Here is a 24,242-nt window from a genome sequence, read left to right as displayed (position 1 = left end):
CGTCCTGCGCCACTGTCGCTCCGTCGTCTCTCGTCGTACTGGTGTGCTGCCGGTCGGGACACCGTAACGTCCCGGCCGCCCGGAATCCGCCGTGCTTTCCGTGCGGGCGGCGATGCGTACACTCGTACACATGGGATACGGACTGCTGGCCGCGGCGATCGCGGCGGAGGTGGCCGGTACGACGGCCATGAAGTACAGCGAGGGCTTCACCCGGCTCTGGCCCTCGCTGATCACCGTCGCGGGATACCTCGTGGCCTTCGGGCTGCTCGCCCAGACGCTGAAGACACTGTCGGTGGGCACCGCCTATGCCATCTGGGCCGGGATCGGCACCGCGGCGGTCGCCGCCATCGGCATCCTCTTCATGGGCGAGTCCGGCAGCCCGGTCAAGCTGGCGGGCATAGCGCTGGTCATCGCCGGAGTGGTGGTGCTGAATCTGGGCGGGGCCCACTGATGGCGCGCCGCTACGACCCCGAGCGGCGCGACCGCATCATCGACGCCGCGATCAGGGTGGTCGGCGCCAGGGGCATCGCGGGGCTGAGCCACCGCTCCGTCGCGGCCGAGGCCGATGTGCCGCTCGGCTCGACGACGTATCACTTCGCCTCGCTGGACGAGCTGTTGACCGCCGCGCTGCGCCGCTCGAACGAGAACTTCGCCGAGGTCATGCGGGAGAGCGAGGCGCTGGCCGACCCGGACGCCGACCTCGCCGGGGAACTGGCCGGGCTGCTGGGTGCGTACTTCTCCGGCGGGCGCGGACGGGCCGAGCTGGAGTACGAGCTGTATCTCGCCGCGCTGCGCAGGCCCGCGCTGCGCCCCGTCGCCGCCGAGTGGACCGACGGCACCGCCGAGCTGCTGTCCCGACGGACCGATCCGGCAACGGCGCGGGCGCTGATCGCGCTCATGGACGGGATCTGTCTGCAGGTGCTGCTCACCGGCGGCGAGTACGACGAGGCGTACGCGCGCGAGATGCTGGGGCGGATCGCCCGGTGACGGCACCCACTCCGGGGTGGGCGCCCCGTCCCCGGGCGTTTCTTGTTTCCAGGGCGTCCCTCATTCCCCGGACGTACCGCCGCTCCGTACCGCCGCCAGCGCCGCCCGGACGCTCTCCTCGATGTCCGTGATCGGGTACAGCGCCTCGCGGACCGTCCGGTCGCGGTCCACCACCAGCGTCAGCCGCTTCATCCGGCTGGTTCCCCCCGCCCGGAAGGTCGGCAGGCGCAGCGCCGCCGTCAGTTCCAGCTCGGCGTCGGACAGCAGCGGGAACCGCAGCCGCTCCGCGTCCGCGAAGGCCCGCTGCTCGTCCGGACGCTGGGTGGAGACCCCGTGCACGGTCGCGCCGGCCGCCGTGAACTCGGCCAGCTGGTCGCGGTACGTGCAGGATTCGAGCGTGCAGCCGCTCGCGCCCGGGATCTCGGCCCAGCCCGGCGGATAGGCGTCCCGGCGGGCGTAGGCGCCGGGGAAGAAGTACAGGACGGTGTACGGGGTGCCGGCGACCGGGTCGCGCGACCCGCCGTCGTGGTCCAGCAGTCGCAGCGCGGGCAGGCGCGTGCCCACCAGGGCGTGCACCCGGGCCGCCTCCTTCGAGGTCTCCGCGGCCGTCGCCATCATGTCCCCTTCCCCCAGCACCCAGGTGTCGCCCCAGTCCTGGAGCGCGATCAGTACGGGCAGCAGCGCGCGGCCGCGCGGGGTGAGCCGGTACTCGTACCGGGGCGGCCGGTCCTGGTACGGCTCCCGGGAGAGCACCCCCGCGTCGACCAGCAGCCGCAGCCGCTCGGTCAGCACCTTGCGGGACACACCCAGCTCCTGCTGGAGCGCGTCGAAGCGGTGTACCCCGCGCGCCGTGTCCCGCACGATCAGCAGGGTCCACCAGTCGCCCACGACGTCGAGCGCCTGGGCGATCGCGCAGTCGGCGTCGGCCAGGCTGGTGCGCTGGGGCATGGGCTCCTCCGTCTGTCTCCCGCATCCGACGCTTACCGGATTGACCTGCAGGAAACCACGATGCCATAGTCCGTTCCCAAAGGAAACTCGCTGGGAGGGTGCTGGGGATGAGCTTCTTCGGGGTCGTGCGGGACGTGCCGCGCACGGTGCGGCTGCTGGCCTTCGGCTCCTTCCTCAACGGAGTCGTCAGCTTCACCTTCGTCTATCTCTTCGTCTATCTGACCGGTCCGCGCGGGCTGAGCGTCCCGCAGGCCGGAGTCGTCGCGGGCATCGGCGGCATCGGCCTGGTCGCGGGGAACTTCACCGGTGGCTGGTTCGGCGACCGCTACGGCCACCGCCGGATGCTCCTGACCGGCGCGCTGGTCGGCGGGACGGCACTCGCGGTGCTGCCGGCCCTTCCGGTGGCGGCGATGTACGGGGTGCTGCCGCTCGCGCAGTACGCGGCGGGCGTCGTGCGCGCGGCGAACTCCGCGCTCGTCGCGGTCTCCGTCCCCGAGGGCGCGCGGCGCCAGAGCTTCGCCCTCGTACGGTCCGCCGGAAACGCCGCGTTCGCCGTCGGCCCGCCGCTGGGCGCGCTGATCGCCGCCCGGTTCTCCTACGACTGGCTGTTCGTCGCCGACGGGCTCGGGACCCTGCTCTTCGCCGGGTACGCGGCGGCGGTGCTCCCGGCGCACGGCACCGCGCACACCCGGCCGGCCCACGACCCGGGCGCGCCCGGACTGTGGCGGGAGCTGCGGGCCAGGCCCGCCGTGCCGGTGCTGCTCGCCGCGATCCTCTGCGTCGATCTCGTCTACCGGCAGCAGTACTCGACCCTGCCCGTCTTCCTCGCCGAGCACGGCCACGGCGCCCAGTTCTACGGCTGGCTGCTGTCGGTCAACGGCGGCGTCATCCTGCTGCTGGAACTCCCCGCGGCGCACGCGCTGCGCCGACGGGCCCCGCTGGGCATCGTGGGCACCGGGCTGCTGCTGGTGGGGCTGGGCTACGCGCTGCTGATCCCCGGTGCCGGGGCGCTGTTCGCCATCACCATGATGGCCTCGCTGACCATGGGCGAGATCCTCTACAAGACCACCGCGACGGCGTACGTCGCCGATCAGGCCCCCGCCCATGCCCAGGGCCGCTTCCAGAGCCTGTACGCGGGCGCCTCCATCAGCGGCCAGGTGCTGGCGCCGCCGCTCGGCGGCGCGCTCTACGCCCATGCGCCCGGACTGCTCTGGCCCGCGTGCGCGGTACTGGCCTGCGGTGCGGGGGCGGCGGTGCTGGCGGCGCGGCGGCTGCGGGGGCCGGTCGGCGAGGAAGGCGTCGTACCGGTGCCCGGACGGCAGCCGCAGCCCGGCTGACCTGGCAGGTCCCGGCTCCGGGGCCGGACCTGCCCATCCGGCGAGACCGGTTGGCCCCGGTGGTGCCTCGCCGGTTAGGTTTCGTGTCATGACCGACACGACTCCTGCTCGCACCACCGGCGCCGTCGCCGCCGGCCTCGCCACCATCGCCGGCGACGGTTCCGTTCTCGACACCTGGTTCCCCGCCCCCGAGCTCAACGACGGGCCCGGCCCGGCCGGAACCGAACGGCTCACCCCCGACCAGGCCGTCAACCTCCTCGGCGAGGGCGCCGCCAAGGCCATCGGCGTGGACGCCCGCCGCGGTGTCGAGATCGTCGCCGTACGTACGGTCATCGCCTCGCTCGACGAGAAGCCGCTCGACGCCCACGACGCGTACCTGCGCCTGCACCTCCTCTCGCACCGCCTCGTCCGGCCGAACGGCCAGAACCTGGACGGGCTCTTCGGCCTCCTCGCCAACGTCGCCTGGACCTCGCTCGGCCCGGTCGCCGTCGACGACGTGGAGAAGGTGCGGCTCAACGTCCGCGCCGAGGGCCTGCACCTCCAGGTCACCTCGGTCGACAAGTTCCCCCGGATGACGGACTACGTCGCGCCGCAGGGCGTCCGGATCGCCGACGCCGACCGGGTCAGGCTCGGCGCGCATCTCGCCGTCGGCACGACCGTCATGCACGAGGGCTTCGTCAACTTCAACGCGGGCACCCTCGGCACGTCGATGGTCGAGGGCCGCATCTCCGCGGGCGTCGTGGTCGGCAACGGCTCCGACATCGGCGGCGGCGCCTCCACCATGGGCACCCTCTCCGGCGGCGGCAAGGAGCGCATCGTCATCGGCGAGCGCTGCCTGATCGGAGCCGAGGCCGGGGTCGGGATCGCGCTCGGCGACGAGTGCGTCGTCGAGGCCGGGCTCTACGTCACGGCCGGTACCCGCATCACGCTCCCGGACGGCCAGATCGTCAAGGCCCGTGAGCTCTCCGGCGCATCGAACATCCTCTTCCGCCGCAACTCGGTCTCCGGCGCCGTCGAGGCCCGCCCGAACAACGCGGTCTGGGACGGCCTCAACGACGTCCTGCACAGCCACAACTAGGGTCATTCGTCCGGCCGGACCCCGCGAGCCCGGCACGGTCCGGACGAGAGGCCCGGGGAGCGGCCGGCCCGGCCCGTGGCGGCCAGCAGTTCCCCGTAGACCCTCTGCAGCCCGTCGGTCGCCCCGCGCCCGGCGGGCTGCAGCGGTTCGCGGACCAGTCCGGCGTCGAGCAGCGCCTTGGCGGTGACCGTGCCGGGCAGCCCGGAGCCCATCATCGCCTCGGCGAGCGGGAGGACCAGATGGTTGAGCCGGGCGGCCTCCGCGGTGTCCCCGGCGTCGAACGCGTCCAGCACCGCCCTCAGCTGACGGGGCGCCACATTGGCGACCGTGCTGACACAGCCTGCCGCACCCACCGCGTACAGCGGCAGATTCAGCTCCTCGCAGCCCGAGTAGTACGCCAGCGAGGTCGCGCCGATCACCTTCGTGGAACCCATCAGGTCGTACGCGCAGTCCTTCACGGCCACGATGCGCGGGTGCTCCGCGAGCCGCAGCAGGGTCTCCGGCTCGATGCGGGTGCCGGTGCGGCCGGGGATGTCGTACAGCATCAGCGGGAGGCCGCTCGCGTCGGCGACGCGCCGGAAGTGTGCCTCGACAGCGGCCTGCGGCGGCCGGCTGTAGTACGGCGTCACCACCAGCAGGCCGTCCGCGCCCGCCTGTTCGGCCTGTCGGGCGAGGGCGATGGTATGCCAGGTGTCCGCGCTGCCGACCCCGGCGACGATCGGCACACCGGCGCCGACCGCCGCCCGGACCGCCCGCAGCAGCTCGGTCTTCTCGCTGTCGGTGGTGGTCGGGGACTCGCCGGTGGTGCCGCTGAGCACCAGTCCGTCGCAGCCGTCGGCGACCAGGGCGGCGGCATGCTTCCCGGCGGCGTCCGGGTCCAGGTCGCCGGCGGCGGTGAACGGCGTGATCATGGCGCAGAGCACGCGGCCGAAGGGGGTTGCGGGTGCGGTCATTCCTGAAGTCTCCGCCGAGCGGACCGTGAAGGTCCACTTAGATCTGCTTGAGGTGAGGGGCAAGCAGGACTCAACAGTCACCACGTCCGGGCCCCGCGCTCTGGCATGATCGAACGCCTATGCGGCAGGCCGAGACCGGGGTGGGTGCGTGAACGTGAGCGTGCGAGGGCGGGCAGGGGCAGGGGCCGGAGCGGGGCAGGGGGGACGACGGCGGGTGGCGGCCGGGCTGCTGGCCGGGGCGCTGGGCCTGACACTCTCCGGGTGCGCCGGTTTCCTCGTACCGGCGGGCGAGGGAGAGCCGGAGCCGACGCCCAGCGATCCGTACCGGGTGCACGCCGACAAGCTGCCGACCCCGTTCCCCAGCGCCTCCGCCGATGTCTCCGGCCGGCCGGGCGCGCAGGGGCCCGCGCCCACACCCACCGTCCCGGCCGGCTGCCCGTCCTCCGGCGTCGTCGTCGGCATGGGCGAGGTGGAGGCGGCGCTCGGCCACCGGGCCGTCGGGCTCACCCTCACCAACTGCGGCAGCAAGCCGTACCGGGTCCACGGCTACCCGGCCGTCCGTGCCCTGGACGAGGCCGGCGACCCGCTGCCCGTCCCGGTGAACCCCGGGTCCTCCTACATGGGCACCGACCGCGGGCCGAAGGAGGTCGTGCTGAAGCCGGGGGAGACCGCGCGCTCGCTCCTGGCCTGGGTCTCCACCCCGACCGGAGGCGACCTCGTCGAGGGGGACGCCCTGGAGATCGCCCCGGCGCCCGGTATGGAGGGGCGCACCTTCCCGCTGGAGGGCAGCGACGTACGGCTGCTCGACGAGCTCAACATGACCGCGTGGCGGACCGGCCCCGCGTAGGGCCGAGCGGGGTCACAGGACGAGCTTGAAGCCCTCGTGGCTGCGGGCGAAGCCCAGCGACTCGTAGAACCGGTGGGCGTCCGCACGCCGCTTGCCGCTGGTCAGCTGCATCAGCCCGCACCCCCGCAGCCGGGCCCGGTCCGCGGCTTGTTTCATCAGCTCCCGCCCCAGCCCGCCGCCCCGCCGGTCGGCCCTGACCCGCACCGCCTCGATCAGCGCCCGCTCCTCGCCGTGCCTGCCGAGCCCCGGTATGTACGTCGCCTGCGCGCAGCCCAGCACCGTGTCGCCGTCCACCAGCACCAGCATCTCGTTGCGCGGGTCGCTCCCGATGGCGGCGAAGGCCCGTTCGTACGCGTCGTCGACCACGACCGAGGCCGGATCGACGACCCGCTCCTCGTCGGCGAGCAGGGCGAGGACGGCCGGCAGATCGGCCCGGGTGGCGGTGCGAAGGATCATGCTCCGGAGTCTGCCACGGGCGCCGTGCGGCTCAGCGACGGGCCATGTAGAGCGTGAAGGCCTTGTGCAGCACCTTGTTGATCGGGTAGTCCCACTCGCCGATGTACTCCGCGGCCCGGCCGCCCGTGCCCACCTTGAAGCGCAGCAGACCCACCAGATGGTTGCTCTCGTCGAGGGTGTCGGTGATGCCGCGCAGGTCGTAGACGGCCGCGCCCCGTTCGTGCGCGTCGCTCATCATGCGCCACTGGACGGCGTTGCTGGGCTGCATCTCGCGCTTGCGGCCGGTCGAGGCGCCGTAGGAGTACCAGACGTGGTTGCCCACCGTCAGCATCGTCGCCGCGGAGAGGACCTCCCCGTCGTGCTGCGCGAGATAGAGCCGCATCCGGTCGGGGTCCTCGGCCCGCAGTACGGTCCACATGCGCTGGAAGTAGCCGAGCGGACGGGGGATGAAGCGGTCGCGCGCGGCCGTCTCGCGGTACAGCTCGTAGAAGGCCGGGAGGTCCTCGTAGTCGCCCTCGACGACCTTGACGCCCGCCTTCTCGGCCTTCTTGATGTTGCGCCGCCACTGCTGGTTCAGACCGCCCCGGATCTCCTCCAGGGACAGCCCGGCGAACGGTACCTGGAAGACGTACCGGGGCTGCCCCGCGCTGAAGCCGTCCTCGCTCTCCTCCTCGCCCCGCCGCCAGCCCAGGGCGCGCAGCTGCTCCACGACCTCGGCGGCCCGCGGCTCCTGCGAATCCGGCGGCACATCGCGCAGCCGCCCGGCGGCCGGGTCGGCGATGGCGTCCTTGACGGTCCGGGCGTCCCAGCGCCGGGCCACCACCGGCGGGCCCATGCGGACCGAGAACGCGCCCTGTGCCTTCAGATGCGCCAGCATCGGATCCAGCCACTGCCCCAGCCCCGCGCCGTGCCAGTCGACGACCGGGCCCTCCGGCAGATAGGCCAGATAGCGCTTCACCCGGGGGATCGGCCGGTACAGGACGAGCCCGGCTCCGACGATCCGTTCCCGTCCCGCGCCGTCCCGGTCGAACCAGCCGATGCTCTCCGTGCGCCAGTCGGGCTTCACATCGCCCCACGACGGAACCTGCATATGGCTCACGGCGGGACGGCTCGCGACGAACGCCAGATGCTCCTCGCGGCTGATCGTCCTGAGGTGCGGTGCCATGCGCTACTCCGTTCGTTGTGCTGTCGCGGCGCCCGACGGTGCCGACAGGGTGTGCTGTTGACCTCAAGTGCACTTGACGTATCAGGGTGGTCGGCAACGGCGCACCGCTCCGGTGCCCCGGTCAGGAGGACCCGTCATGAGCGTGCTATTCGAATCCCGTCCCGATCTTGCCCGTAACGACGTCGGACTCGTCAAGGCGAGCACCTGGGATGTCGGCACCCCGGAGCGCCGGCGGCGGACGGTCGAGGCCATCCGTGAGGCGTGGGCCGGCCGGGACTGGCCGCATCCGGGACTTCTTTCGTACACCGTCCATGCCGGTGAGGACGGGAAGACCCTCTTCCACTACAGCCAGTGGAGTGGTGAGCAGGCGTACCAGGACTTCTTCCGGCACGGCAGGGACGAGCGCAACGCGGACATCGACGCCGCCGTGCCGGGCATCCGGCGGCTCGGGCTGCACACCCTGGAGCTCTACCGTTCCACGCCGCCCCGGGAGGGCGACGGACGGGAGCCGGGCTGCGTGGTGATCGTCGACGTCGAGTTCGAGGGCCCGGACAAGGCGCGGCAACGGGACTGGGTGGACACCGTGTTCGAGGCGCTGGGGAGCGATCCGGCGCCCGCCCCGGGCGGCATCTCCGGGCACTTCCATGTGAGCACCGATGGAACGCGGGTGCTCAACTACGCCGAATGGGAGAGCGCCGCGGCCCACATCGACGCACTGGCCGCGCCCGGTGCCGGGATCGGGTCGAGCACGCCGCAGTGGGAACGGGTGCAGTCCTACCCGGGGGTCACCGGCGGAGGGGTGAACCGCTACACGCCCGCCCTCGTCATCGGGCCGGGAGCGGGCGTGTAGCGCCGCCGCTACGGGCGGAAGCGGAGCACCTGCGGGTCGTGGTCGCTGTTCTGGTCGGCGAACTCGGCGTTGATGTGCACGCTGTCGTACTGGTAGTCGTCGATCGACGGGCTGGTCAGGATCTGGTCCAGGACCTGGCTGTTGCCCTGGTAGACGTAGCTGTAACGCTCCGGGCGCGGCAGGGACTTGATGGCCGGGTGGAGCACGCCCCCGGCCGTCAGGGCCTTGGCCGTGCCGGAGAACTCGAAGTCGTTGATGTCGCCGACGACCAGCACGTCCGCGTTCTTCTGGACGCTCAGCAGCTTCTTGACGAAGGTGTTGACCGCCTGGCCCTGCGCGTGCCGCTGGACCTCCGAGGAACGGGACGGCGGCTGGTGCTCCGAGAAGATGGACTCGTCGCCGCCCTTGGACGCGAAGTGGTTGGCCACGACGAAGACCGTACGGCCGCGGAAGACGAACTCCCCGACGAGCGGCTTGCGGCTGTTCTCCCACGCCGCGTTCGCCGGGTCGATCCGGCCGGGGGAGAAGGTCAGGGCGGCGTGGCCCCGCTCCCGTACGACATCGGTCGCCGTCGTCGCGTCGCCGCCGGACCGGTCGGTGAACGAGACCCGCTCCGGGTTGAAGAGGAACACCTGGCGGATGTTGCCGCCGGGCTCGCCGCCGTCCTTCTTGTCCTGCGGGTCGATGGAGCGCCACTCGTACGCCGGGCCGCCCGCCGCCACGATCGCGTCGGTGAACTTCTTCACCGTCACGTCGGCGGCGACCGTGCCGTCGCTCTTCGCGCCGTTGTTGTCCTGGATCTCCTCCAGCGCCACGATGTCGGGCGAGGCGAGGTTGTCGACGACCGCGGCGGCGAGCGCGTCGAACTTCTCCTGCGGGTCGGTCGGGTCGAGGTTCTCGACGTTGTACGTCGCCACGGCCAGCTCGCCGCCGCGCTGCTTGCGGGTGGTCTCCCGCCGCAGGCCCTTGGCGGTGACGGTGCCCATGGTGCGGGCGGTCAGCGTGTAGCCGCCGTACTGGTTGAAGTCGAGCGGGCCCTCGGTCGTGCCGGTCAGCACATCGCCCACGTCGGCCTTGGGGAAGGGCTGCTGGGCCAGCGGCACCAGCGACTGGATCTGCAGCCGCCCGGTGTTCTGCGCGTCGTACGAACCGTAGACGGTGCCGCCGCGGCGGGCGTCGTTCTCGTGCGGCTTCACCGTCACCCACAGCTCGGCGTGCGCGTCGGTGGCGCCGACCACCCGCGAGGGGCCGACGCTGACGTTCATGCCTTCGATCGACTCGTAGTAGTCGAGGGCGTAGCGGGACGGGCGCAGCGGCAGCGCGTTGATGGAGCCGCCCGCCGCGCGGTCGCCCTCCGGGGTGTACCGGGACGGGACGGAGCGCTCCGTGACCCGCACCGGCTCGGGCAGGGCGTTGCCGGAGGACACCACGGCGACGGTGGGCTTGCTGATCTCGGTCATCGACTGGTTGCCGGAGTCGAGGCCGCCCGGGACGTACTCGGTGACCGTGCCGGAGACGGTGACCGCGTCACCGACCGCGACGGTGGGCGCGGAGCCGGTGTAGACGAAGATGCCCTCGCTGGTGGCGGGGTCGGCGTCCGGGTTCGGGTCCTGGAACCAGAAGCCCTTCGTACCGTACGTCCGCACTCCGGTGACGATGCCCGCCACCTCCGCGACCTGCCGGCCGACGAGCGGGGATATCCGGGTGGAGCCCTGGATGTCATGGATCCGGACCATGCCGTCCGCGGCCGGGCCGGGGGCGGTGGATGCGGACGCGGAGGTGGTGGCGCCGGTGAGCAGGCCGGCGGCGAGCGCGGCGGCGACTACGGCGGAGACGGTGGTCGTTCTGGACGATGCGGCAGGCATCACGGGCTCCGGGGGTATCGAGGGTCAGAGTGGAGGTCTACGCGCGTCAATCTCTTGTGCGCGCAAGGTCGTTGTCAAGGTCTTCCGGGTGGCCTGCCGCTGTCCGTTGCATGAACCGGGCGGCATGGGTCGAAATGCGTCTACGCTTGGGCCGCCCGATCCGTACGCCCGGTACGCCCCGAGGAGAACCGCCTGATGTCCGCAGAGCCCCCCACCCTGCCGCCCGTACGGCTGCGCACCGAGGCCGAGCTGGCACGGGACGCGCTCGCCTCGCCGCTGCTCGCCCGCGCCGTCCGGCTCGCCCGCTGGGCGGACCCCGGGACCCGGGTCGGCGCCGGCGGCGAGCTCGTCGACGCGCAACTGCCCGCGGCGGCCGAGCACCTGGGCCTGACGGCCGACGAGGACGGCGCGGCGGAGGCGAGCGAGGCGTGGCGGCTCGCGGTCGACACGGGGCTCGTCGACGTCGAGGACCCCGACGAGGCCGCCGGGCCGGATGCGGAGGGGGCCGCGACCGCCGGTGAGAATCTGGCGCTGGTCACCGGCGGTTCACCGGCGGACGTCCTGTCGATCTGGCTCGACGGCCTGGAGGCCGTCCACGCCGACGCCACCGCGCCGGTCTTCGACGACCTCGCCGATCTCGTGGGCGAGGACGGCTCGATCGACTTCGAATCCCTGGACTGGGACCCGGAGGCCGAGGCGGAGTTCCTCGACGGGGTCCTCGGCAACCTGTATCTGCTCACCGTCGGCGACGGCCACGGCGGCACGGACCCCGCCTCCGTGCCGCTGCCCGCCCTCGCCGCGTCGGTGATCGTTCCCGACGACATGGGCGAGCCCACCGACGACATCCTTGAGCAGGTGTCCGAGGCGATGATGCGCCTCGACGACCAGTTCCGGGTGCTCGAACCCATCGGGATCGTCGAATACCGCCCGGTGGACGAGGCGTTGCTGGTCGAGGAGGGCGAGGACGCCGCCCCGCCGGCCGACGACGAGGACGTCACCCGGTACGGGATGGTGAAGCTCACCCCGCTCGGCCTGTACGGGCTGCGGACCCGGATGCTGGAGGCCGGGGTGGACGCCCCGGCCATCGGCGACCTCGCAGACAAGGGCGCCGACGCGCTGCTCGGCGGCATCGCGTACTACCCCGAGGCGGCGGCCCGCGGCGAGGTCGAGCTGTGGCTCGCCCGACGCGGTGGCGCGGACGGCGCGGCGGGTGAACTGCTGGCCGCGGCGCGCGGAACGGACCGGCAGGCCCCGCTGCGCAGGCTCCACTGCCAGCAGGCCCTCGCCCTGGTCGGCGCGGAGGCGGAGCCCGCGGTGCGCGCGGTGCTGGACGACCCCGAGCTGGGCGGTCTGGCCCGGGTCTGGCTCGCGGAGCTGGGCGCGGCCGGTGTGCCCGCGCCGCCGGAGTCGATGATCTTCTGGCTCGCCGTCGACACGATCGCGGCCCAGCTGGAGGCCGACGGCGACCTGGAGGAGCTCCAGGGCCTGGTCGAGGGACTGGCGGGCCAGCACAGCGGCTTCTTCGACGAGGCCTGGCGGGTGGAGCACCCGGCGACCGCGGACGTCCTCGAAGCCATGGGGCGGCTGCACGGCGACAAGAAGAAGGCCAAGGAGGCCCGCAAGGCGGCCTTCAAGGCCCGCTCGCGCAAGGGAGCCTGACTCCCCGTCCGGGGTGGAGCGGGCGGCGCGAGCGGGGTGGCCCGTGGTGAACGGCGAGTTCAGGGCATGCGTTCCGGCCAAGTGCACAGGAAGGATGCCCCTCGCCGTCGCCCGCAGTTCAACTGGTGTTGGCGCAAGGGCGCGACTGTGGGCGCGCCAACAACCCGCCCAGTTGCCCCAGGAGTACGTGATGCCCTTCACGCGCAGGGAATTCACCAAGCAGTCCGCCCTCACCGGTGCCGGCATCGCGCTGACCGGTACCGTCGCGGCACTGGCCACCGCACCGGGCGCCCTGGCCGCCGGGGACCCGAAGCACGGTCACGGTCACGACGGCCACGACGACCACGGCCACGGGCACGGCCGTGAGCCCGGCTACGGGCCGCTGATCGCCGACCCCGAGGGCGTACTCGCGCTCCCCGCAGGCTTCTCGTACAAGGTCATCACCCACAGCGGTGTCACCAAGCTGGAGTCCGGCGAGTTCACCCCCTCCAACCACGACGGTACGGCCACCTTCGAGGGCCCGCGCGGCGTCACCCTGCTCGTCAACAACCACGAGCTCAGCGGCGTCCGGTCCGGCTGGGAGCACCCGGTGCCGCTCGCCGAGGGTCTCGTCTACGACCCGGTCGCGGCCGGCGGCTGCACCGTGGTGGAGACCCGCCGCGACGGCCGCACCGCCGAGTGGGTCGGCATCGCCGGCACGTCCACCAACTGCGCCGGTGGCGCCACCCCGTGGGGCACCTGGCTCACCTGCGAGGAGACCGAGGACAAGGCCGGCAAGAACGGCCTGCTCAAGGACCACGGCTACGTCTTCGAGGTCGACCCGTACGACCGGCACGCCAACCGTGACCCGCGCCCGGTCAAGGCGTTCGGCCGGTACGCCCACGAGGCCGTCGTCATCGACCCCAAGCAGGGCCACGCCTACCTGACCGAGGACGCCTCCGGCCCCAACGGGCTGCTCTACCGCTGGGTCCCGCCGCACGGCTTCCGGCACGGCCGCGGCAAGCTGCGCATGCTCGCCGACGACGCCGGTGTCCTCCAGGCCACCAAGTGCTTCGACAGCAACGGCAAGTTCGTCGACGACCTGTCACGCGCCACGAAGACCGGCACGGTGTACGGCGTGGACTGGGTCGACGTGCCCGACCGTGACGCCAAGGCGGTCTCGGTGCGCAAGCAGTTCGCCGACGGCGAGGTCACCCGCGCCCGCAAGCTCGAAGGCATGTGGTGGGGCGACGGCGGCGCGTACATCGTCTCCTCGTTCGCCCGCTCCGAGAGCCCGGTCCAGCACGACGGCCAGGTCTGGTTCTACGACCCGAAGCGCCGCACGCTGACCCTGAAGGTGCTCCTCGGGGTGAACGCCGACCCGTCGAAGGACGGCGCCTTCGACGGCCCGGACAACATCACCGTCTCGCCGTACGGCGGACTGGTCATCGCCGAGGACGGCGAGGGCATCCAGCACCTCTTCGGGGCGACCGAGAGCGGCCGCACCTACCCCATCGCCCGCAACGAGCTGAACATCGGCAGCGAGGAGGAGCCGGAGTACAGCGAGTTCACCGGAGTCACGTTCTCGCCCGACGGCCGGACGCTGTACGCCAACATCCAGACGCCGGGCATCATGCTCGCCATCACCGGTCCGTGGAAGCGCCAGCCGAACCGCCACTGACGGCCCGTCACACCCGTTCTCCCGAACGGTGTTCTTCCAGTCGGTGCGCTCCCGGCCGGCGCGCGTAATTCCCTCGCGCGCCGGCCCGGCATCCCCCTAGAGTTCCGTCCGTGCCCAGGTGCGCAGGCAGGACCTACTTCCACTCTTAATGGGGATGTCGCGGGTTCGAGTCCCGCCACCGGATCCCGTTCCGGTGTAGCTCAGTCGGCAGAGCACCTTCGTCGGTTCCGCCGACCTTGAACTCTGGGCACCACAACTTCATCAGCACGACTGCATCGCACCTCCCGGTGCGCAGGCTGCGGCTACTTCCTCTCACGAACCCGCCGCCGCCGACTCTGATCTCGGGAGGCACAGACGCCGGGGGGTGCCCGGTGCGCAGGCGACGGATACTTCCATTGAACTGACGGTTGCGGGTTCGAGTCCCGCCCGGCCACGGCCGGTAGCTCAATCGGGTAGAGCATCAGCAAGCCCGTCGCCGACTCCTGATCTCGGGCACCCTTTCCGCTGTGCCTTCCCCCAATGAATTCGGGGGAATTCTCATGGCACGCTTCAACACCCGCACCACCAGGCCCCGTGCCACCTCGCCCGTGCGGACGACCGGGCGCACCGCGCCGACCCACCAGGGCGGCCGCGGACATCTGCGCGACAACCGCTCCGAGCTCTTCCTGCTCGCGGTCGCCGATTTCGTTTCGCAGCAGACCTTCTACGAGGACGGCGAGCAGCGCGACGAGCGCTTCGCCGAACTGGTGCGGGTGCTCGCCGTCGGCGATCCCGAGTGGACCGCCGGCCTGCTGCACTGGCTGCGCCGCGACGGCCGGATGCGTACCGCCTCGATCGTCGGCGCCGCCGAGTACGTGAAGGCGCGGCTGGACGCGGGCGCCGAGGACGGACCGTCCAACCGTCAGGTCGTCGACTCCGTCCTGCTGCGCGCCGACGAACCCGGGGAACTCCTCGGGTACTGGACCTCCCGCTACGGCCGGGCCGTGCCCAAGCCGGTCAAGCGCGGCATCGCCGATGCCGTGCGCCGGCTCTACAACGGCAGGTCGCTGCTGAAGTACGACACCGCGTCCAAGGGCTACCGCTTCGGCGACATCCTGAACCTGGTGCACGCCTCTCCCGACCCGCAGAAGCCGTGGCAGGGCGAGCTGTTCCGGTACGCCCTCGACCGCCGACACCACCCCGAGGCGGCCGTGGTGCCGGTCTCGGACCGGGTCCTGAACGCCCACCGCGCGCTGATGGAGCTGCCCGTCGGGGAGCGCCGGGCCGTGATCGAGAGCGCCGACGGGGCGGACCGGCTCGCCGCCGCAGGCATGACCTGGGAGGCCCTGGCGGGCTGGCTGCAGGGCCCGATGGACGCCACGGCCTGGGAAGCGGTGATCCCGTCGATGGGCGCGATGGCGCTCATCCGCAATCTGCGCAACTTCGACGAGGCGGGCGTCTCGGACGAGGTCGCCGCGCGGGTGGCGGAACGGATCTGCGATCCGGCCGCGGTCGCCGCGTCCCAGCAGTTCCCGTTCCGCTACCTCGCCGCCTACCAGCACGCGCCCTCGCTGCGCTGGGCGCACCCGCTGGAGCGGGCGCTCGGTCACTCGCTGGCCAACGTGCCCGCCCTGCCGGGCCGGACGCTGGTCCTGGTCGACCGCTCGGGCTCGATGTGGTCTCCGCTCTCGGACCGCTCGCAGCTCAACCGGGCCGACGCGGCCGCGATCTTCGGCACGGCGCTGGCACTGCGGGCGGCCGATGCCGACCTGGTGCAGTTCGGTACGAACAGTGCACCGGTGGCATATCGCCGGAGCGAGTCCGTGCTGAAGGTTCTGGAGCGCTTCGGCAATCTCGGTGGCACCGACACCGCGGAGGCGGTGAGCCGTCACTACCGGGGCCATGACCGGGTGCTGATCGTCACCGACGAGCAGGCGTCGTTCTCGTACGCCGCGGACGTCACCGAGGCGGTGCCCGCCACTGTGCCCGTCTACACCTGGAACCTGGCCGGGTACCGGGTCGGACACGCCCCCTCGGGCGACGGGACGCGCCACACCTTCGGGGGTCTTTCGGACGCCGCGTTCCGCATGGTGTCGCTGCTGGAAGCGGGCCGGGACGCGGACTGGCCCTGGATCCGCTGATCACGAATCCGGTATCAGTGGGACCCCTGCGGTGAACGGGCATGGCGTCGGACGTTCCCAGGGCGCATACTCAAGGTAATGAAACAGTCAGCCGGTTCCCGGCGCCATCTGCCCTCCAGTCCCTTCAACCGCCCGGCCCAGGCGGACCCACCGGTCGAATTGTTCGATGTGGGCGACCGGGTGTCGCACGATCAGTTCGGACTCGGCCGTGTCCTCGCCGTCGAGGGTGACAACGACGCGGTGCTCATCGACTTCTCGGGGAGGCAGGGGAGGATCCTGAGCCCGTACTCCAAGCTGACCAAGCTCTGAGGGAGGCGGCGAGCACGCGCGGCATCCGCGTCCCCGTCCCGCTCCCCGAATCCAGGGGCTGTCCGCACCCACGGACAGCCCCTGAAGCCGTGTCGGGGCCTCTCCCCGTCACAGCGCCTGGGCGGCGGGCTTCACCATGCCGCGGACGGTGCGCGACTTCACGAAGTCGCCCATGGCCGTCATCTCCCACTCGCCGGAGAACTGCTTGATCAGCTTGGCCATCATCACGCCGGTCTGCGGCTCGGCGCCGGTCAGGTCGAAGCGGACCAGTTCCTCGTCGGTGGTCGCGTCGACCAGCCGGCAGTAGGCCTTGGCGACCTCGGTGAACTTCTGGCCGGTGAACGAGTTGACCGTGAAGACCAGCCCGGTCGCCTCCGCCGGGATCCGGCCCAGGTCCACGACGATGACCTCGTCGTCACCCGCGCCCTCGCCCGTGAGGTTGTCGCCGGAGTGCTTGATCGCGCCGTTCAGGATCGAGAGCTTGCCGAAGTAGCAGCTGTCCAGGTGGTTCCGATTGGGGCCGTAGGCGATCACAGAGGCATCGAGGTCGATGTCCTTGCCCCGGAACGCGGGCTCCCAGCCGAGGCCCATCTTGACCTGGGAGAGCAGCGGCCGGCCGCCCTTGACCAGGGAGACCGTCTGGTTCTTCTGGAGGCTGACCCGGCCCTTGTCGAGGTTGATCTTGCCGCCGGCGGGCGGGGCCGCGGGCGGAGCCGGCGGGGCCGCGGGGGCCGGGGGTGCGGCGATCCGGGGGTCCACCGGGGCCGCGGCGGGCATCGGGGGCGCCACGGGCGCGGGGGCGGGCGCGGCGACGGGCTCCTCCTCGACCGAGACGCCGAAGTCCGTGGCGATGCCGGCCAGCCCGTTCGCATAGCCCTGGCCGACCGCGCGGGCCTTCCAGGCGCCGTTGCGGAGATAGACCTCGATGACCACGAGCGCCGTCTCGGTACCCAGCCGGGGCGGGGTGAACGTGGCGAGCACGCTGCCGTCGTCGGCGTTGCGCACCGTCGCGGTGGGCTCGATGCCCTGGAAGGTCTGGCCCGCCGCGTCCGGGCTCGCCGTGACGACGATCTTCTCGATGCCGGGCGGGACCGCGGTGGTGTCCACCAGGATCGCGTCCGGCGCGGTGCCGCCGCCGGAGCGGTAGGTCACGCCGGGGCCGTTGGGCTGGTTGTAGAAGATGAAGTCGTCGTCGGAGCGCACCTTGCCGTCGGCGGTGAGCAGCAGGCCCGAAACGTCGAGCCGCACCGGTGCGGAGACGTCCACGGCCACGCGGGCCGCGGAGAGAGGGATGTTCGAGCCGGGGGTCATAGCGGTCATGCTCGGGGTAACGAACGACCCCGCTTTGCCGTTCCCTTACCTTCGAGGACCTTCGAGGACCTTCGAGGACCTTCGAGGACCTTCGAGGACCTTCGAGGACCTTTGGGGGGCCGAGGGCTTTCGGCTGTCTTCGCGACCTTCGTGATTTTCGTGAACATGTGGACATACGGCCGTGCCCGCCGGGTGCCCTCCCCGCGCGGCCGCGCGCCCCGTCAGCGGTTGCGCGGGTGGTTGTGGGCGGTGCGCTCGTTGCCGTGCTTGTACGCCCCCGTCCAGCGGGCCATCACCGACTGCGCGTCCCCCGACTCCACCTCCGCCAGGAACTTCTCCGCCCGGCCGCCGCGCAGTGTGCCCGCGGGGCGGCCGTGGTGGGTGAGGGTGACGCTCGCGTCGCCGTGCTGCTCGTACAGGAATCCGGAAGGTCTCGGCATGGCTCCGCATCCTGCCCGGCGCACCCGCGCCCTGTCGCGGGGATTTCCGCCGGCCCGGGCCGGCGTCAGTGCGGCCAGATCGGCGGGTTGGTGCAGAAGTGACCGCCGAGGTGGGCGTGGTCGGGGTTGTCCGGGTCCAGTTCGCCCTGTTCGGCGATGAGCCGGGCCGCGTAGGGCTCCGAGTCGTCCTTCGGTTCGTACCCCAGTGCGCGGGCCGTCGTCAGGTCCCACCACAGCCGGGTGTTGTCGGACGAGCCGTGGACGACGGTGTGCCGCACGTCCTCGGCGGTGAGGGCGGCGTGGAAGAGCCGGGCGCCGTCCTCGGGGCTCATCCAGACCGAGAGCATCCGTACCGAGGTCGGCTCGGGGAAGCAGGAGCCGATGCGCACCGACACGGTCTCCATGCCGTGCCGGTCCCAGTACAGCTGGGCGAGGTCCTCGCCGAAGGACTTGGACAGGCCGTAGAAGGTGTCGGGGCGGCGTGGGGCGTCGACGGGGATCAGCGGGTCGCCGGGCAGTGGCCGGGGGGTGTGGCCGACGACATGGTTGGAGGAGGCGAACACGATGCGCCGTACGTTCTCCTCGCGCGCGGCCTCGTAGAGGTTGTACGTGCCCTCGATGTTCGCCCTGAGGATCTTGTCGAAAGTGGATTCCAGGGAGATGCCCGCGAGGTGCACGATCGCGTCGACGCCCCGTACCGCCTCGCGCAGTGCCTCCCGGTCGCCGAGGTCCGCGGTGATCGCGTCCGGCTCGCCCTCGACGGGGACGGCGTCGAAGAGGCGGAGCCCGTAGCCGTACGCGGGCAGCAGACCGCGCATCAGGGTGCCGAGGCCGCCGGCGGCGCCGGTGAGCAGGACGGTGCGGGGAGCGGGCATACGGGAATCTCCTCGGGACATCAAATCCATGGACGACATTCATATGCATGGACAAGCTAAGAAGTCCCGGCTTTCGGAGTCAAGTGCGACGGCGAGGGTCGGCCCCCGCTCGTCCGGAGCCGGCGACTCGGTCCTCGGGGGCGATCGTCGGGCCCCTTCACCGGCTCTCCCCTCCTTGACCCGGGCCTGGAGCCTGGCTTAGCGTGAAGCTGTTCATGAATATGGACACCGATCAGAATTGTGCACGCCTGAACCCGCTCAGGGAGCGCCAGTGACCTCAGCCCCTCTTGCCGCCCGACTCGGCCGTGTCGCCGGGCCGCTCTTCTTCCCCGTCACCGCGTACGGACCGGACGGCGACATCGACCTCGACGCCTTCCGCGCGCATGTGCGGGCCGGTGTCGACGCCGGTGCGGCGGCGGTCTTCGCCTGCTGCGGCACCGGTGAGTTCCACGCGCTCACTCCGCAGGAGTTCCGCCGCCTCGTCGCCGCGGCCGTCGAGGAGACCGCCGGCGAGGTACCCGTCGTCGCGGGGGCCGGATACGGCACGGCGCTCGCGATCCAGTACGCGGAGCTCGCCGAGGAAGCGGGCGCGGACGGGCTCCTCGCCATGCCCCCGTATCTCGTCGTCGCCGACCAGGAAGGGCTGCTGCGCCACTACACCGCGCTCGCCGCGGCCACCTCCCTGGAGACGATCGTCTACCAGCGCGACAACGCCGTCTTCACCCCGGCGACCGTCGTCGCGCTGGCCGGGACGCCCGGCGTCATCGGCCTCAAGGACGGCTACGGCGACCTCGACCTGATGCAGCGCATCGTCAGCGCCGTCCGCACGGAGCTGCCCGGCAGGGACTTCCTGTACTTCAACGGACTGCCCACCGCCGAACTCACCGGCCCCGCCTACCGGGGCATCGGCGTCACGCTCTACTCCTCCGCCGTCTTCGCCTTCGCGCCCGACATCGCGCTCGCCTTCTACCGGGCGTCGGACTCCGGCGACGACGAACTGACCGGGGCCCTGCTCGACCACTTCTACCGGCCGCTCGTGGAGCTGCGCGCCAAGGGCCGCGGCTACGCCGTCTCGCTCGTCAAGGCCGGGGTCCGGCTCGGCGGCCTGGACGTCGGCGAGGTCCGCCCCCCGCTCACCGAGCCGCCCGCCGCCCACATCGAGGAGCTCACCGCGATCATCGCGCGCGGCCGGGCCCTGCTGGAGAAGTACGGGCAGGAGCGGCGCGGGTGAAGACCTCGGCCTTCCTCTACCCCTGGGACGTCGTCGGCGACCCCGACGCGGCGGCCCGCGTCGCGGACCTGGGCGTCCAGCAGGTGACGCTGGCCGCCGCCTACCACTCCACCCGGGCACTGACCCCGCGTCACCCCGGCCGCCGGATCGTCACCGCCGAGCACGCCGCGGTGCTCTACCCGCCCGACGCCGCCCGGTGGGCGGGACGACCGCTTCGCCCCTACGAGCAGTCCTGGGTGGCCTCGGACGATCCGTTCGCCGAGGCGGCCGGGGCCCTCACCGCCGCCGGCCTGGAGGTGCACACCTGGGTGGTCCTGGCCCACAACTCCCGGCTGGGCGCCGAACATCCGGACACCTCCGTCGTCAACGCGTACGGCGACCGCTACCCCTGGGCACCGTGCATCGCCCAACCCGCGGTCCGTGAATACCTGGTCGCACTGGCGGCGGAGGCGGCGGTACGAGGCGGTGCGCACGGCACCGAGCTGGAGTCCTGCGGCTGGTACGGCTTCGCGCATCTGCACGCCCACGACAAGATCGCGGGCGTCGGTCTCGGGGACGCCGCGCAGTATCTGATGTCGCTCTGCTTCTGCCCCGACTGCCGGACCGGCTACGCCGGACACGGCCTGGACGCCGACGCGCTGGCGGCGGCCGTGCGCACCGCGCTGGAGCCGGTCTGGGCCGGTTCCGGCTCCCCGGAAGCCGGCCGGGCGGGCATCGAGAAGTTCCTCGGCGCCGACCTCGCCGCCGCGACCCTCCAGTGGCGCGGCAAGGTCGCCCGCACGCTCCAGGAGTCGGCGGTCGCCGCCGTGCGGGCGGCGGCGGAGCCGGGGTTCCAGGTGCTGCTGCACGCCGACCCCGCGCCCCACCGCACCGGTGCGAACGTCGGGGTCGACCCGGAGCACATCCTGTCCGTGGCGGACGGCGTGGTGCTGCCCTGCACCGGCGACGACGCGGCGCGCGAGGCCGTACTCGGCCCGTTCGCCGGGCACGACGGGGTGCTCGCGGCCAACTTCTCCGTGGTCACGGGGATGGGCGGCAGCCCCGCCGGGCTGGAGCGGGACGCCGCGCACGCCGCGTCGCTCGGTGCGGACCAACTGCGGCTCTACCACGCCGGGCTGGCCTCCGACCCGGACCTCCTGGCCGTCGCCGGAGCGCTCTCACGCCTCCGCCGATGAAGGAGCCGGGCCGGCGGGGGCGTCCGTCAGCCTCCCCCGCCGGCCCGTCACCAGCAGGGCCGCGGTCAGCAGCCCTGCCGCGCCGACCAGCGGCAGCAGCACCCGGATGTCCACCAGCGCGACCAGACCGGCGCCGAGTGCCAGTGCCACCGCGTTCGGGACCATCATCAGCGTGTTGGCGGTCGCGGCGGTGCGGCCCAGCACGGCCGCCGGGGTCTCCCGCTGCACCGCCGTCATCGCGGCGATCAGCACACACGGCAGCCCGGCCCCGACGGCCGCGCTCGCCGCCAGCGCCACCGCGTCGTACGGCAGCGCCCGCGCCGCCACCGCGACCGCGAACAGCGCGATCCCGGCCGCCGTGAACACCCGCTCCCCGAGCCGCCGCAGCAGCGGACCGGCCAGCAGCCCGATCACGACGGACCCGGCGCCCTGCACCGCGTACAGCACACCCGCGTACGTGGGGGAGTGCCCCAGACCGTCGTCGACGACCGCGTAGACCGCGGCCCCGTTGAGCCCCGCGCACAGCATCGTCACCGAGCCCGCCAGCACCAGCGGCCGCAGCACCGCGGAATCCCGCAGCTGCCGGATGCCCGCCGTGAGTTCGCCCCGCCGGCCGGTCCGGGCGGTCCGCTCCGGCTCCCCGGCCGGCAGCAGTGCGCAGACCCCGGCCGCCAGCGCGAACGACGCCGCGTCCAGCAGCGCCACGGCCCCGCCCCCGAACCGCGCGTACAGCCCGGCACCGGCCAGCGGCGCCAGCAGCTTCATGCCCTCGCCCGCCGTCATCCGCAGCCCGTTGAAGTCGCCCAGCAGCCGGGCGTCGACGGCCCCGGCGACCAGCGCCGACTCGGCCGCGTCCACCAGCACGGAACTCGTGCCGTACAGGACGAGCACGACGAACAGGATCCAGATCCGGCCCGCCGAATCGACCAGGGTCAGCGAGGTGAGCAGCCCCGCCATGACGAGGTTGGACCCGACCAGGAGCGGCTTTCCCGGAATCCGGTCGGCGATCGCCCCGAGCGCCGGCCCGACCAGCACCGGCAGCCACATGGCGAACACCGCGAGCGCCGCCAGACTGTCCGACCCGGTGAGGGACTTGACCCAGACCCCCGCCGCGAGCCACATCGCGGAGGTCCCGAAACCCGAGACGACCACCGCCGTCAGAAACAGCCCGGCCGTACGGTCCTTCAGCACCCGCACGGTCCCCGACCCCGTCACCGAACCCATCGAACCCACCGCACCCTTCCGGCCAGCGCCTTTGCCATGGAGACCAGGCTGCCGACCGAGGTGCCCCGGAGGCATCGGGAGGATGCCCTACTCCGCACCCGGCGCGAGGAGCCGGCCCCGCCCGGGGACAGGGCACATGCCGGACGCCCGCGGAACACGTCCGGCGCGGGCGCGTGCCCGAGGCCACGCGCCCGCGCCGGATCCGGCGTACGGCTCCCGCCGTCCCTCAGTCCGCCAGCGCCGCCTTCATCATCTTCTGGGCGATCGGCGCCGCCAGACCGTTGCCGCTGACCTCCGAGCGCGCCGCGCCCGAGTCCTCGACGACCACGGCCACCGCGACCTCCTTGCCGCTGGACGCGTCCTTCGCGTACGAGGTGAACCAGGCGTACGGGGTCTTGCTGTTGCCGACGCCGTTCTGCGCGGTACCCGTCTTTCCGCCCACCTCGGCCCCGGCGATCCGGGCGTTGGTGCCGGTGCCCTGCTCGACGACGGTCACCATGGCGCTGCGCAGCTGCCCGGCGGTGGACTCGGAGACGACCCGCTCGGTGTCCCCGTCCGCGAACTCCTGGAGCGTGCCGCCCTTGGAGTCGGTCACGGCGGACACCATGTGCGGCGCGGCGAGTTCGCCGCCGTTGGCGAGGGCGGCGGAGACCATGGCCATCTGCAACGGCGTCGCGGTGACCTCGAACTGGCCGATGCCGGTGAGCGCCGTCTGCGGGCGGTCCATGCCCGACGGGTAGACGCTCTCGGACGCCCGTACCGGCACATCGAGCTTGTCCGTGTTGAAGCCGAACTTCTCCGCCATCGTCCTGACCTTGTCCTGGCCGAGGTCGACGGCGGCCTTCGCGAAGACGTTGTTGCAGGAGTACTGGAGCGCGGTGCGCAGCGTGGCGTTCTCACAGGGCGCCGAGGGGTTCTCGTTGCTCAGGACGGTGCTGGTACCGGGCAGCGTGTACGGATTGGGGCTGGCGGTGCGCTCGTCGACCGAGTCGTACAGCCCGTCCTCCAGGGCGGCTGCCGCCACCACCAGCTTGAACGTGGAGCCGGGCGCCAGCGGCTGCCGCAGCGCGCGGTTGACCATCGGCTTGTCCTCGTCGTCGAGCAGTTTCTGCCAGGCTTCGCCGTCCGTCGTCCCGCTGATCGTCGAAGGGTCGTACGAGGGAGTGGAGACCATGCCCAGGATCCGGCCGGTCTTCGGGTCGATCGCGACCGCCGCCCCCTTGTCGTTGCCGAGCGCCTCGTACGCGGCCTTCTGCACGGCCGGGTCGATCGTCGTCAGGACGTTGCCCGGGGCCGCCTGCTTGCGCGTCAGAGCGCCCACCGGGTTCTTCAGCCGGTCGTCGGTGCCGTCCAGCACCCGGCTGTAGATCCCTTCGAGCTGTGTGGCGCCGTACGCCTGCGAGCTGTAGCCGGTGACGGCCGCGTAGAGCTCGCCCTGTGTGTACGTGCGCCGGTATTCGAGGTCGCTGCCCACCGTCCTCTTCGATCCGGTGACCGGGTTCCCGGCCACGATGATGTCGCCGAGCGGCTGCGCGTACTGCGCGATGGTGTTCCGCCGGTTGTGGTCGTCGTCTGCGAGCGCCTTTGCCTGGTACGCCTGCACCCAGGTCGCCCGCCCCAGCAGGGCGAGAACCAGCAGCAGGCAGAAGACCGAAGCGCGCCTGATCGTTCTGTTCATCCCGCCCGAGGGACGAGCGGGGCGGAGCGCGCCGTTCCCGAATGCGGTGATTCTCACCGGTTTCTCATGCGGGA

At 72.2% G+C, this 24,242-nt stretch carries 22 protein-coding genes and 1 tRNA gene; 13 read left to right on the top strand and 10 right to left on the bottom strand.

Annotation, left to right across the window (positions count from 1 at the left end):
- Positions 1 to 130: 130 nt before the first annotated feature.
- Both AB0D53_RS10990 and AB0D53_RS10985 read left to right on the top strand, forming a co-directional pair.
- Entirely contained in the window at positions 131 to 451 is a 321-nt protein-coding gene (locus tag AB0D53_RS10990) for a multidrug efflux SMR transporter (RefSeq protein ID WP_124718537.1), read from the top strand.
- Positions 451 to 987 carry a TetR family transcriptional regulator gene (locus AB0D53_RS10985; RefSeq protein ID WP_362443312.1) on the top strand — a complete coding sequence of 179 codons (537 nt, stop codon included), beginning with the start codon at positions 451 to 453 and terminating at the stop codon, positions 985 to 987. Before AB0D53_RS10990 ends, AB0D53_RS10985 begins: the two co-directional genes overlap by 1 nt.
- 60 nt (positions 988 to 1,047) lie before the next feature.
- On the opposite strand, the gene AB0D53_RS10980 is transcribed toward AB0D53_RS10985, so the two are convergent.
- Positions 1,048 to 1,935, bottom strand: coding sequence for a winged helix-turn-helix transcriptional regulator (locus AB0D53_RS10980; protein ID WP_362443309.1), 888 nt, complete (start codon positions 1,933 to 1,935; stop codon positions 1,048 to 1,050).
- A gap of 107 nt (positions 1,936 to 2,042) precedes the next feature.
- Between AB0D53_RS10980 and AB0D53_RS10975 the strand changes: the two genes are divergently transcribed.
- On the top strand, positions 2,043 to 3,272 hold the full coding sequence (locus AB0D53_RS10975; RefSeq protein WP_362443306.1) for an MFS transporter: 1,230 nt from the start codon (positions 2,043 to 2,045) through the stop codon (positions 3,270 to 3,272).
- Between the two features lie 88 nt (positions 3,273 to 3,360).
- Positions 3,361 to 4,350, top strand: a complete 990-nt coding sequence (gene dapD, locus AB0D53_RS10970; RefSeq protein WP_362443303.1) for a 2,3,4,5-tetrahydropyridine-2,6-dicarboxylate N-succinyltransferase — start codon at positions 3,361 to 3,363, stop codon at positions 4,348 to 4,350.
- A 2-nt stretch (positions 4,351 to 4,352) separates the two neighbouring features.
- On the opposite strand, the gene dapA is transcribed toward dapD, so the two are convergent.
- Positions 4,353 to 5,303, bottom strand: a complete 951-nt coding sequence (gene dapA, locus AB0D53_RS10965) for a 4-hydroxy-tetrahydrodipicolinate synthase (RefSeq protein WP_362443300.1) — start codon at positions 5,301 to 5,303, stop codon at positions 4,353 to 4,355.
- A 214-nt stretch (positions 5,304 to 5,517) separates the two neighbouring features.
- Here dapA and AB0D53_RS10960 point away from each other — a divergent pair, with 214 nt between their 5' ends.
- The gene (locus AB0D53_RS10960) at positions 5,518 to 6,150 is read left to right on the top strand and encodes a DUF4232 domain-containing protein (RefSeq protein WP_362443297.1); all 633 of its coding nucleotides are present in this window, start codon (positions 5,518 to 5,520) and stop codon (positions 6,148 to 6,150) included.
- A gap of 12 nt (positions 6,151 to 6,162) precedes the next feature.
- Here the strand turns inward: AB0D53_RS10960 and AB0D53_RS10955 are convergent, their stop codons facing one another.
- A complete protein-coding gene (locus tag AB0D53_RS10955; RefSeq protein WP_362443294.1) occupies positions 6,163 to 6,606 on the bottom strand; it encodes a GNAT family N-acetyltransferase in 444 nt (147 codons plus the stop codon).
- Between the two features lie 31 nt (positions 6,607 to 6,637).
- Positions 6,638 to 7,771, bottom strand: coding sequence for a peptidoglycan bridge formation glycyltransferase FemA/FemB family protein (locus AB0D53_RS10950; protein ID WP_362443291.1), 1,134 nt, complete (start codon positions 7,769 to 7,771; stop codon positions 6,638 to 6,640).
- A gap of 136 nt (positions 7,772 to 7,907) precedes the next feature.
- Between AB0D53_RS10950 and AB0D53_RS10945 the strand changes: the two genes are divergently transcribed.
- Entirely contained in the window at positions 7,908 to 8,621 is a 714-nt protein-coding gene (locus tag AB0D53_RS10945) for an antibiotic biosynthesis monooxygenase (protein ID WP_362443288.1), read from the top strand.
- A gap of 8 nt (positions 8,622 to 8,629) precedes the next feature.
- Here the strand turns inward: AB0D53_RS10945 and AB0D53_RS10940 are convergent, their stop codons facing one another.
- Positions 8,630 to 10,486 (bottom strand): endonuclease/exonuclease/phosphatase family protein, encoded by a 1,857-nt coding sequence (locus tag AB0D53_RS10940; RefSeq protein ID WP_362443285.1) that lies wholly within the window; start codon positions 10,484 to 10,486, stop codon positions 8,630 to 8,632.
- A gap of 195 nt (positions 10,487 to 10,681) precedes the next feature.
- Here AB0D53_RS10940 and AB0D53_RS10935 point away from each other — a divergent pair, with 195 nt between their 5' ends.
- The 5 genes from AB0D53_RS10935 (at position 10,682) to AB0D53_RS10915 (ending at position 16,234) form a co-directional block, all read left to right on the top strand.
- Positions 10,682 to 12,145: a hypothetical protein gene (locus AB0D53_RS10935; RefSeq protein ID WP_362443282.1), complete on the top strand. Its 1,464-nt coding sequence runs from the start codon at positions 10,682 to 10,684 to the stop codon at positions 12,143 to 12,145.
- A 190-nt stretch (positions 12,146 to 12,335) separates the two neighbouring features.
- Positions 12,336 to 13,805, top strand: a complete 1,470-nt coding sequence (locus AB0D53_RS10930; protein ID WP_362443279.1) for an alkaline phosphatase PhoX — start codon at positions 12,336 to 12,338, stop codon at positions 13,803 to 13,805.
- Positions 13,806 to 13,919: 114 nt separating this feature from the next.
- Positions 13,920 to 13,989: transfer RNA gene (locus tag AB0D53_RS10925), tRNA-Lys, on the top strand.
- Positions 13,990 to 14,344: 355 nt separating this feature from the next.
- Positions 14,345 to 15,925 (top strand): TROVE domain-containing protein, encoded by a 1,581-nt coding sequence (locus AB0D53_RS10920; protein WP_362443276.1) that lies wholly within the window; start codon positions 14,345 to 14,347, stop codon positions 15,923 to 15,925.
- A gap of 78 nt (positions 15,926 to 16,003) precedes the next feature.
- On the top strand, positions 16,004 to 16,234 hold the full coding sequence (locus tag AB0D53_RS10915; RefSeq protein WP_072483039.1) for a hypothetical protein: 231 nt from the start codon (positions 16,004 to 16,006) through the stop codon (positions 16,232 to 16,234).
- Between the two features lie 108 nt (positions 16,235 to 16,342).
- Here the strand turns inward: AB0D53_RS10915 and AB0D53_RS10910 are convergent, their stop codons facing one another.
- The 3 genes from AB0D53_RS10910 to AB0D53_RS10900 form a co-directional block, all read right to left on the bottom strand.
- Positions 16,343 to 17,554: a TerD family protein gene (locus AB0D53_RS10910; RefSeq protein WP_362443272.1), complete on the bottom strand. Its 1,212-nt coding sequence runs from the start codon at positions 17,552 to 17,554 to the stop codon at positions 16,343 to 16,345.
- A gap of 212 nt (positions 17,555 to 17,766) precedes the next feature.
- Entirely contained in the window at positions 17,767 to 17,985 is a 219-nt protein-coding gene (locus AB0D53_RS10905; protein ID WP_362443269.1) for a hypothetical protein, read from the bottom strand.
- Between the two features lie 65 nt (positions 17,986 to 18,050).
- A complete protein-coding gene (locus tag AB0D53_RS10900; protein ID WP_362443266.1) occupies positions 18,051 to 18,860 on the bottom strand; it encodes an NAD(P)-dependent oxidoreductase in 810 nt (269 codons plus the stop codon).
- Positions 18,861 to 19,131: 271 nt separating this feature from the next.
- On the opposite strand from AB0D53_RS10900, the gene AB0D53_RS10895 reads away from it, so the two are divergent.
- Complete coding sequence (locus AB0D53_RS10895) at positions 19,132 to 20,091, top strand: 5-dehydro-4-deoxyglucarate dehydratase (RefSeq protein ID WP_362443263.1); 960 nt, start codon at positions 19,132 to 19,134, stop codon at positions 20,089 to 20,091.
- Positions 20,088 to 21,266: a hypothetical protein gene (locus tag AB0D53_RS10890; RefSeq protein ID WP_362443260.1), complete on the top strand. Its 1,179-nt coding sequence runs from the start codon at positions 20,088 to 20,090 to the stop codon at positions 21,264 to 21,266. The genes AB0D53_RS10895 and AB0D53_RS10890 overlap by 4 nt, the downstream gene beginning before the upstream one ends.
- Here the strand turns inward: AB0D53_RS10890 and AB0D53_RS10885 are convergent.
- Entirely contained in the window at positions 21,249 to 22,490 is a 1,242-nt protein-coding gene (locus AB0D53_RS10885; protein ID WP_362443258.1) for an MFS transporter, read from the bottom strand. The two genes, AB0D53_RS10890 and AB0D53_RS10885, sit on opposite strands and share 18 nt — an antisense overlap.
- A 226-nt stretch (positions 22,491 to 22,716) precedes the next feature.
- Positions 22,717 to 24,168 (bottom strand): penicillin-binding protein 2, encoded by a 1,452-nt coding sequence (locus AB0D53_RS10880; protein WP_362443927.1) that lies wholly within the window; start codon positions 24,166 to 24,168, stop codon positions 22,717 to 22,719.
- Positions 24,169 to 24,242 lie beyond the last annotated feature (74 nt).

The sequence above is a fragment of the Streptomyces sp. NPDC048295 genome (genome assembly GCF_040652135.1).
GTDB lineage: Bacteria > Actinomycetota > Actinomycetes > Streptomycetales > Streptomycetaceae > Streptomyces.
This window is presented reverse-complemented; position numbering and strand designations above follow the sequence as displayed.

Excerpts from the sequence above, each read along its gene's own strand:
- AB0D53_RS10990 (WP_124718537.1), top strand. The coding sequence starts at position 131 with ATGGGATACGGACTGCTGGCCGCGGCGATCGCGGCGGAGGTGGCCGGT.
- AB0D53_RS10985 (WP_362443312.1), top strand. The coding sequence starts at position 451 with ATGGCGCGCCGCTACGACCCCGAGCGGCGCGACCGCATCATCGACGCC.
- AB0D53_RS10980 (WP_362443309.1), bottom strand. The coding sequence starts at position 1,935 with ATGCCCCAGCGCACCAGCCTGGCCGACGCCGACTGCGCGATCGCCCAG.
- AB0D53_RS10975 (WP_362443306.1), top strand. The coding sequence starts at position 2,043 with ATGAGCTTCTTCGGGGTCGTGCGGGACGTGCCGCGCACGGTGCGGCTG.
- dapD (WP_362443303.1), top strand. The coding sequence starts at position 3,361 with ATGACCGACACGACTCCTGCTCGCACCACCGGCGCCGTCGCCGCCGGC.
- dapA (WP_362443300.1), bottom strand. The coding sequence starts at position 5,303 with ATGACCGCACCCGCAACCCCCTTCGGCCGCGTGCTCTGCGCCATGATC.
- AB0D53_RS10955 (WP_362443294.1), bottom strand. The coding sequence starts at position 6,606 with ATGATCCTTCGCACCGCCACCCGGGCCGATCTGCCGGCCGTCCTCGCC.
- AB0D53_RS10950 (WP_362443291.1), bottom strand. The coding sequence starts at position 7,771 with ATGGCACCGCACCTCAGGACGATCAGCCGCGAGGAGCATCTGGCGTTC.
- AB0D53_RS10945 (WP_362443288.1), top strand. The coding sequence starts at position 7,908 with ATGAGCGTGCTATTCGAATCCCGTCCCGATCTTGCCCGTAACGACGTC.
- AB0D53_RS10940 (WP_362443285.1), bottom strand. The coding sequence starts at position 10,486 with ATGCCTGCCGCATCGTCCAGAACGACCACCGTCTCCGCCGTAGTCGCC.
- AB0D53_RS10935 (WP_362443282.1), top strand. The coding sequence starts at position 10,682 with ATGTCCGCAGAGCCCCCCACCCTGCCGCCCGTACGGCTGCGCACCGAG.
- AB0D53_RS10930 (WP_362443279.1), top strand. The coding sequence starts at position 12,336 with ATGCCCTTCACGCGCAGGGAATTCACCAAGCAGTCCGCCCTCACCGGT.
- AB0D53_RS10920 (WP_362443276.1), top strand. The coding sequence starts at position 14,345 with ATGGCACGCTTCAACACCCGCACCACCAGGCCCCGTGCCACCTCGCCC.
- AB0D53_RS10915 (WP_072483039.1), top strand. The coding sequence starts at position 16,004 with ATGAAACAGTCAGCCGGTTCCCGGCGCCATCTGCCCTCCAGTCCCTTC.
- AB0D53_RS10910 (WP_362443272.1), bottom strand. The coding sequence starts at position 17,554 with ATGACCGCTATGACCCCCGGCTCGAACATCCCTCTCTCCGCGGCCCGC.
- AB0D53_RS10905 (WP_362443269.1), bottom strand. The coding sequence starts at position 17,985 with ATGCCGAGACCTTCCGGATTCCTGTACGAGCAGCACGGCGACGCGAGC.
- AB0D53_RS10900 (WP_362443266.1), bottom strand. The coding sequence starts at position 18,860 with ATGCCCGCTCCCCGCACCGTCCTGCTCACCGGCGCCGCCGGCGGCCTC.
- AB0D53_RS10885 (WP_362443258.1), bottom strand. The coding sequence starts at position 22,490 with ATGGGTTCGGTGACGGGGTCGGGGACCGTGCGGGTGCTGAAGGACCGT.
- AB0D53_RS10880 (WP_362443927.1), bottom strand. The coding sequence starts at position 24,168 with ATGAACAGAACGATCAGGCGCGCTTCGGTCTTCTGCCTGCTGCTGGTT.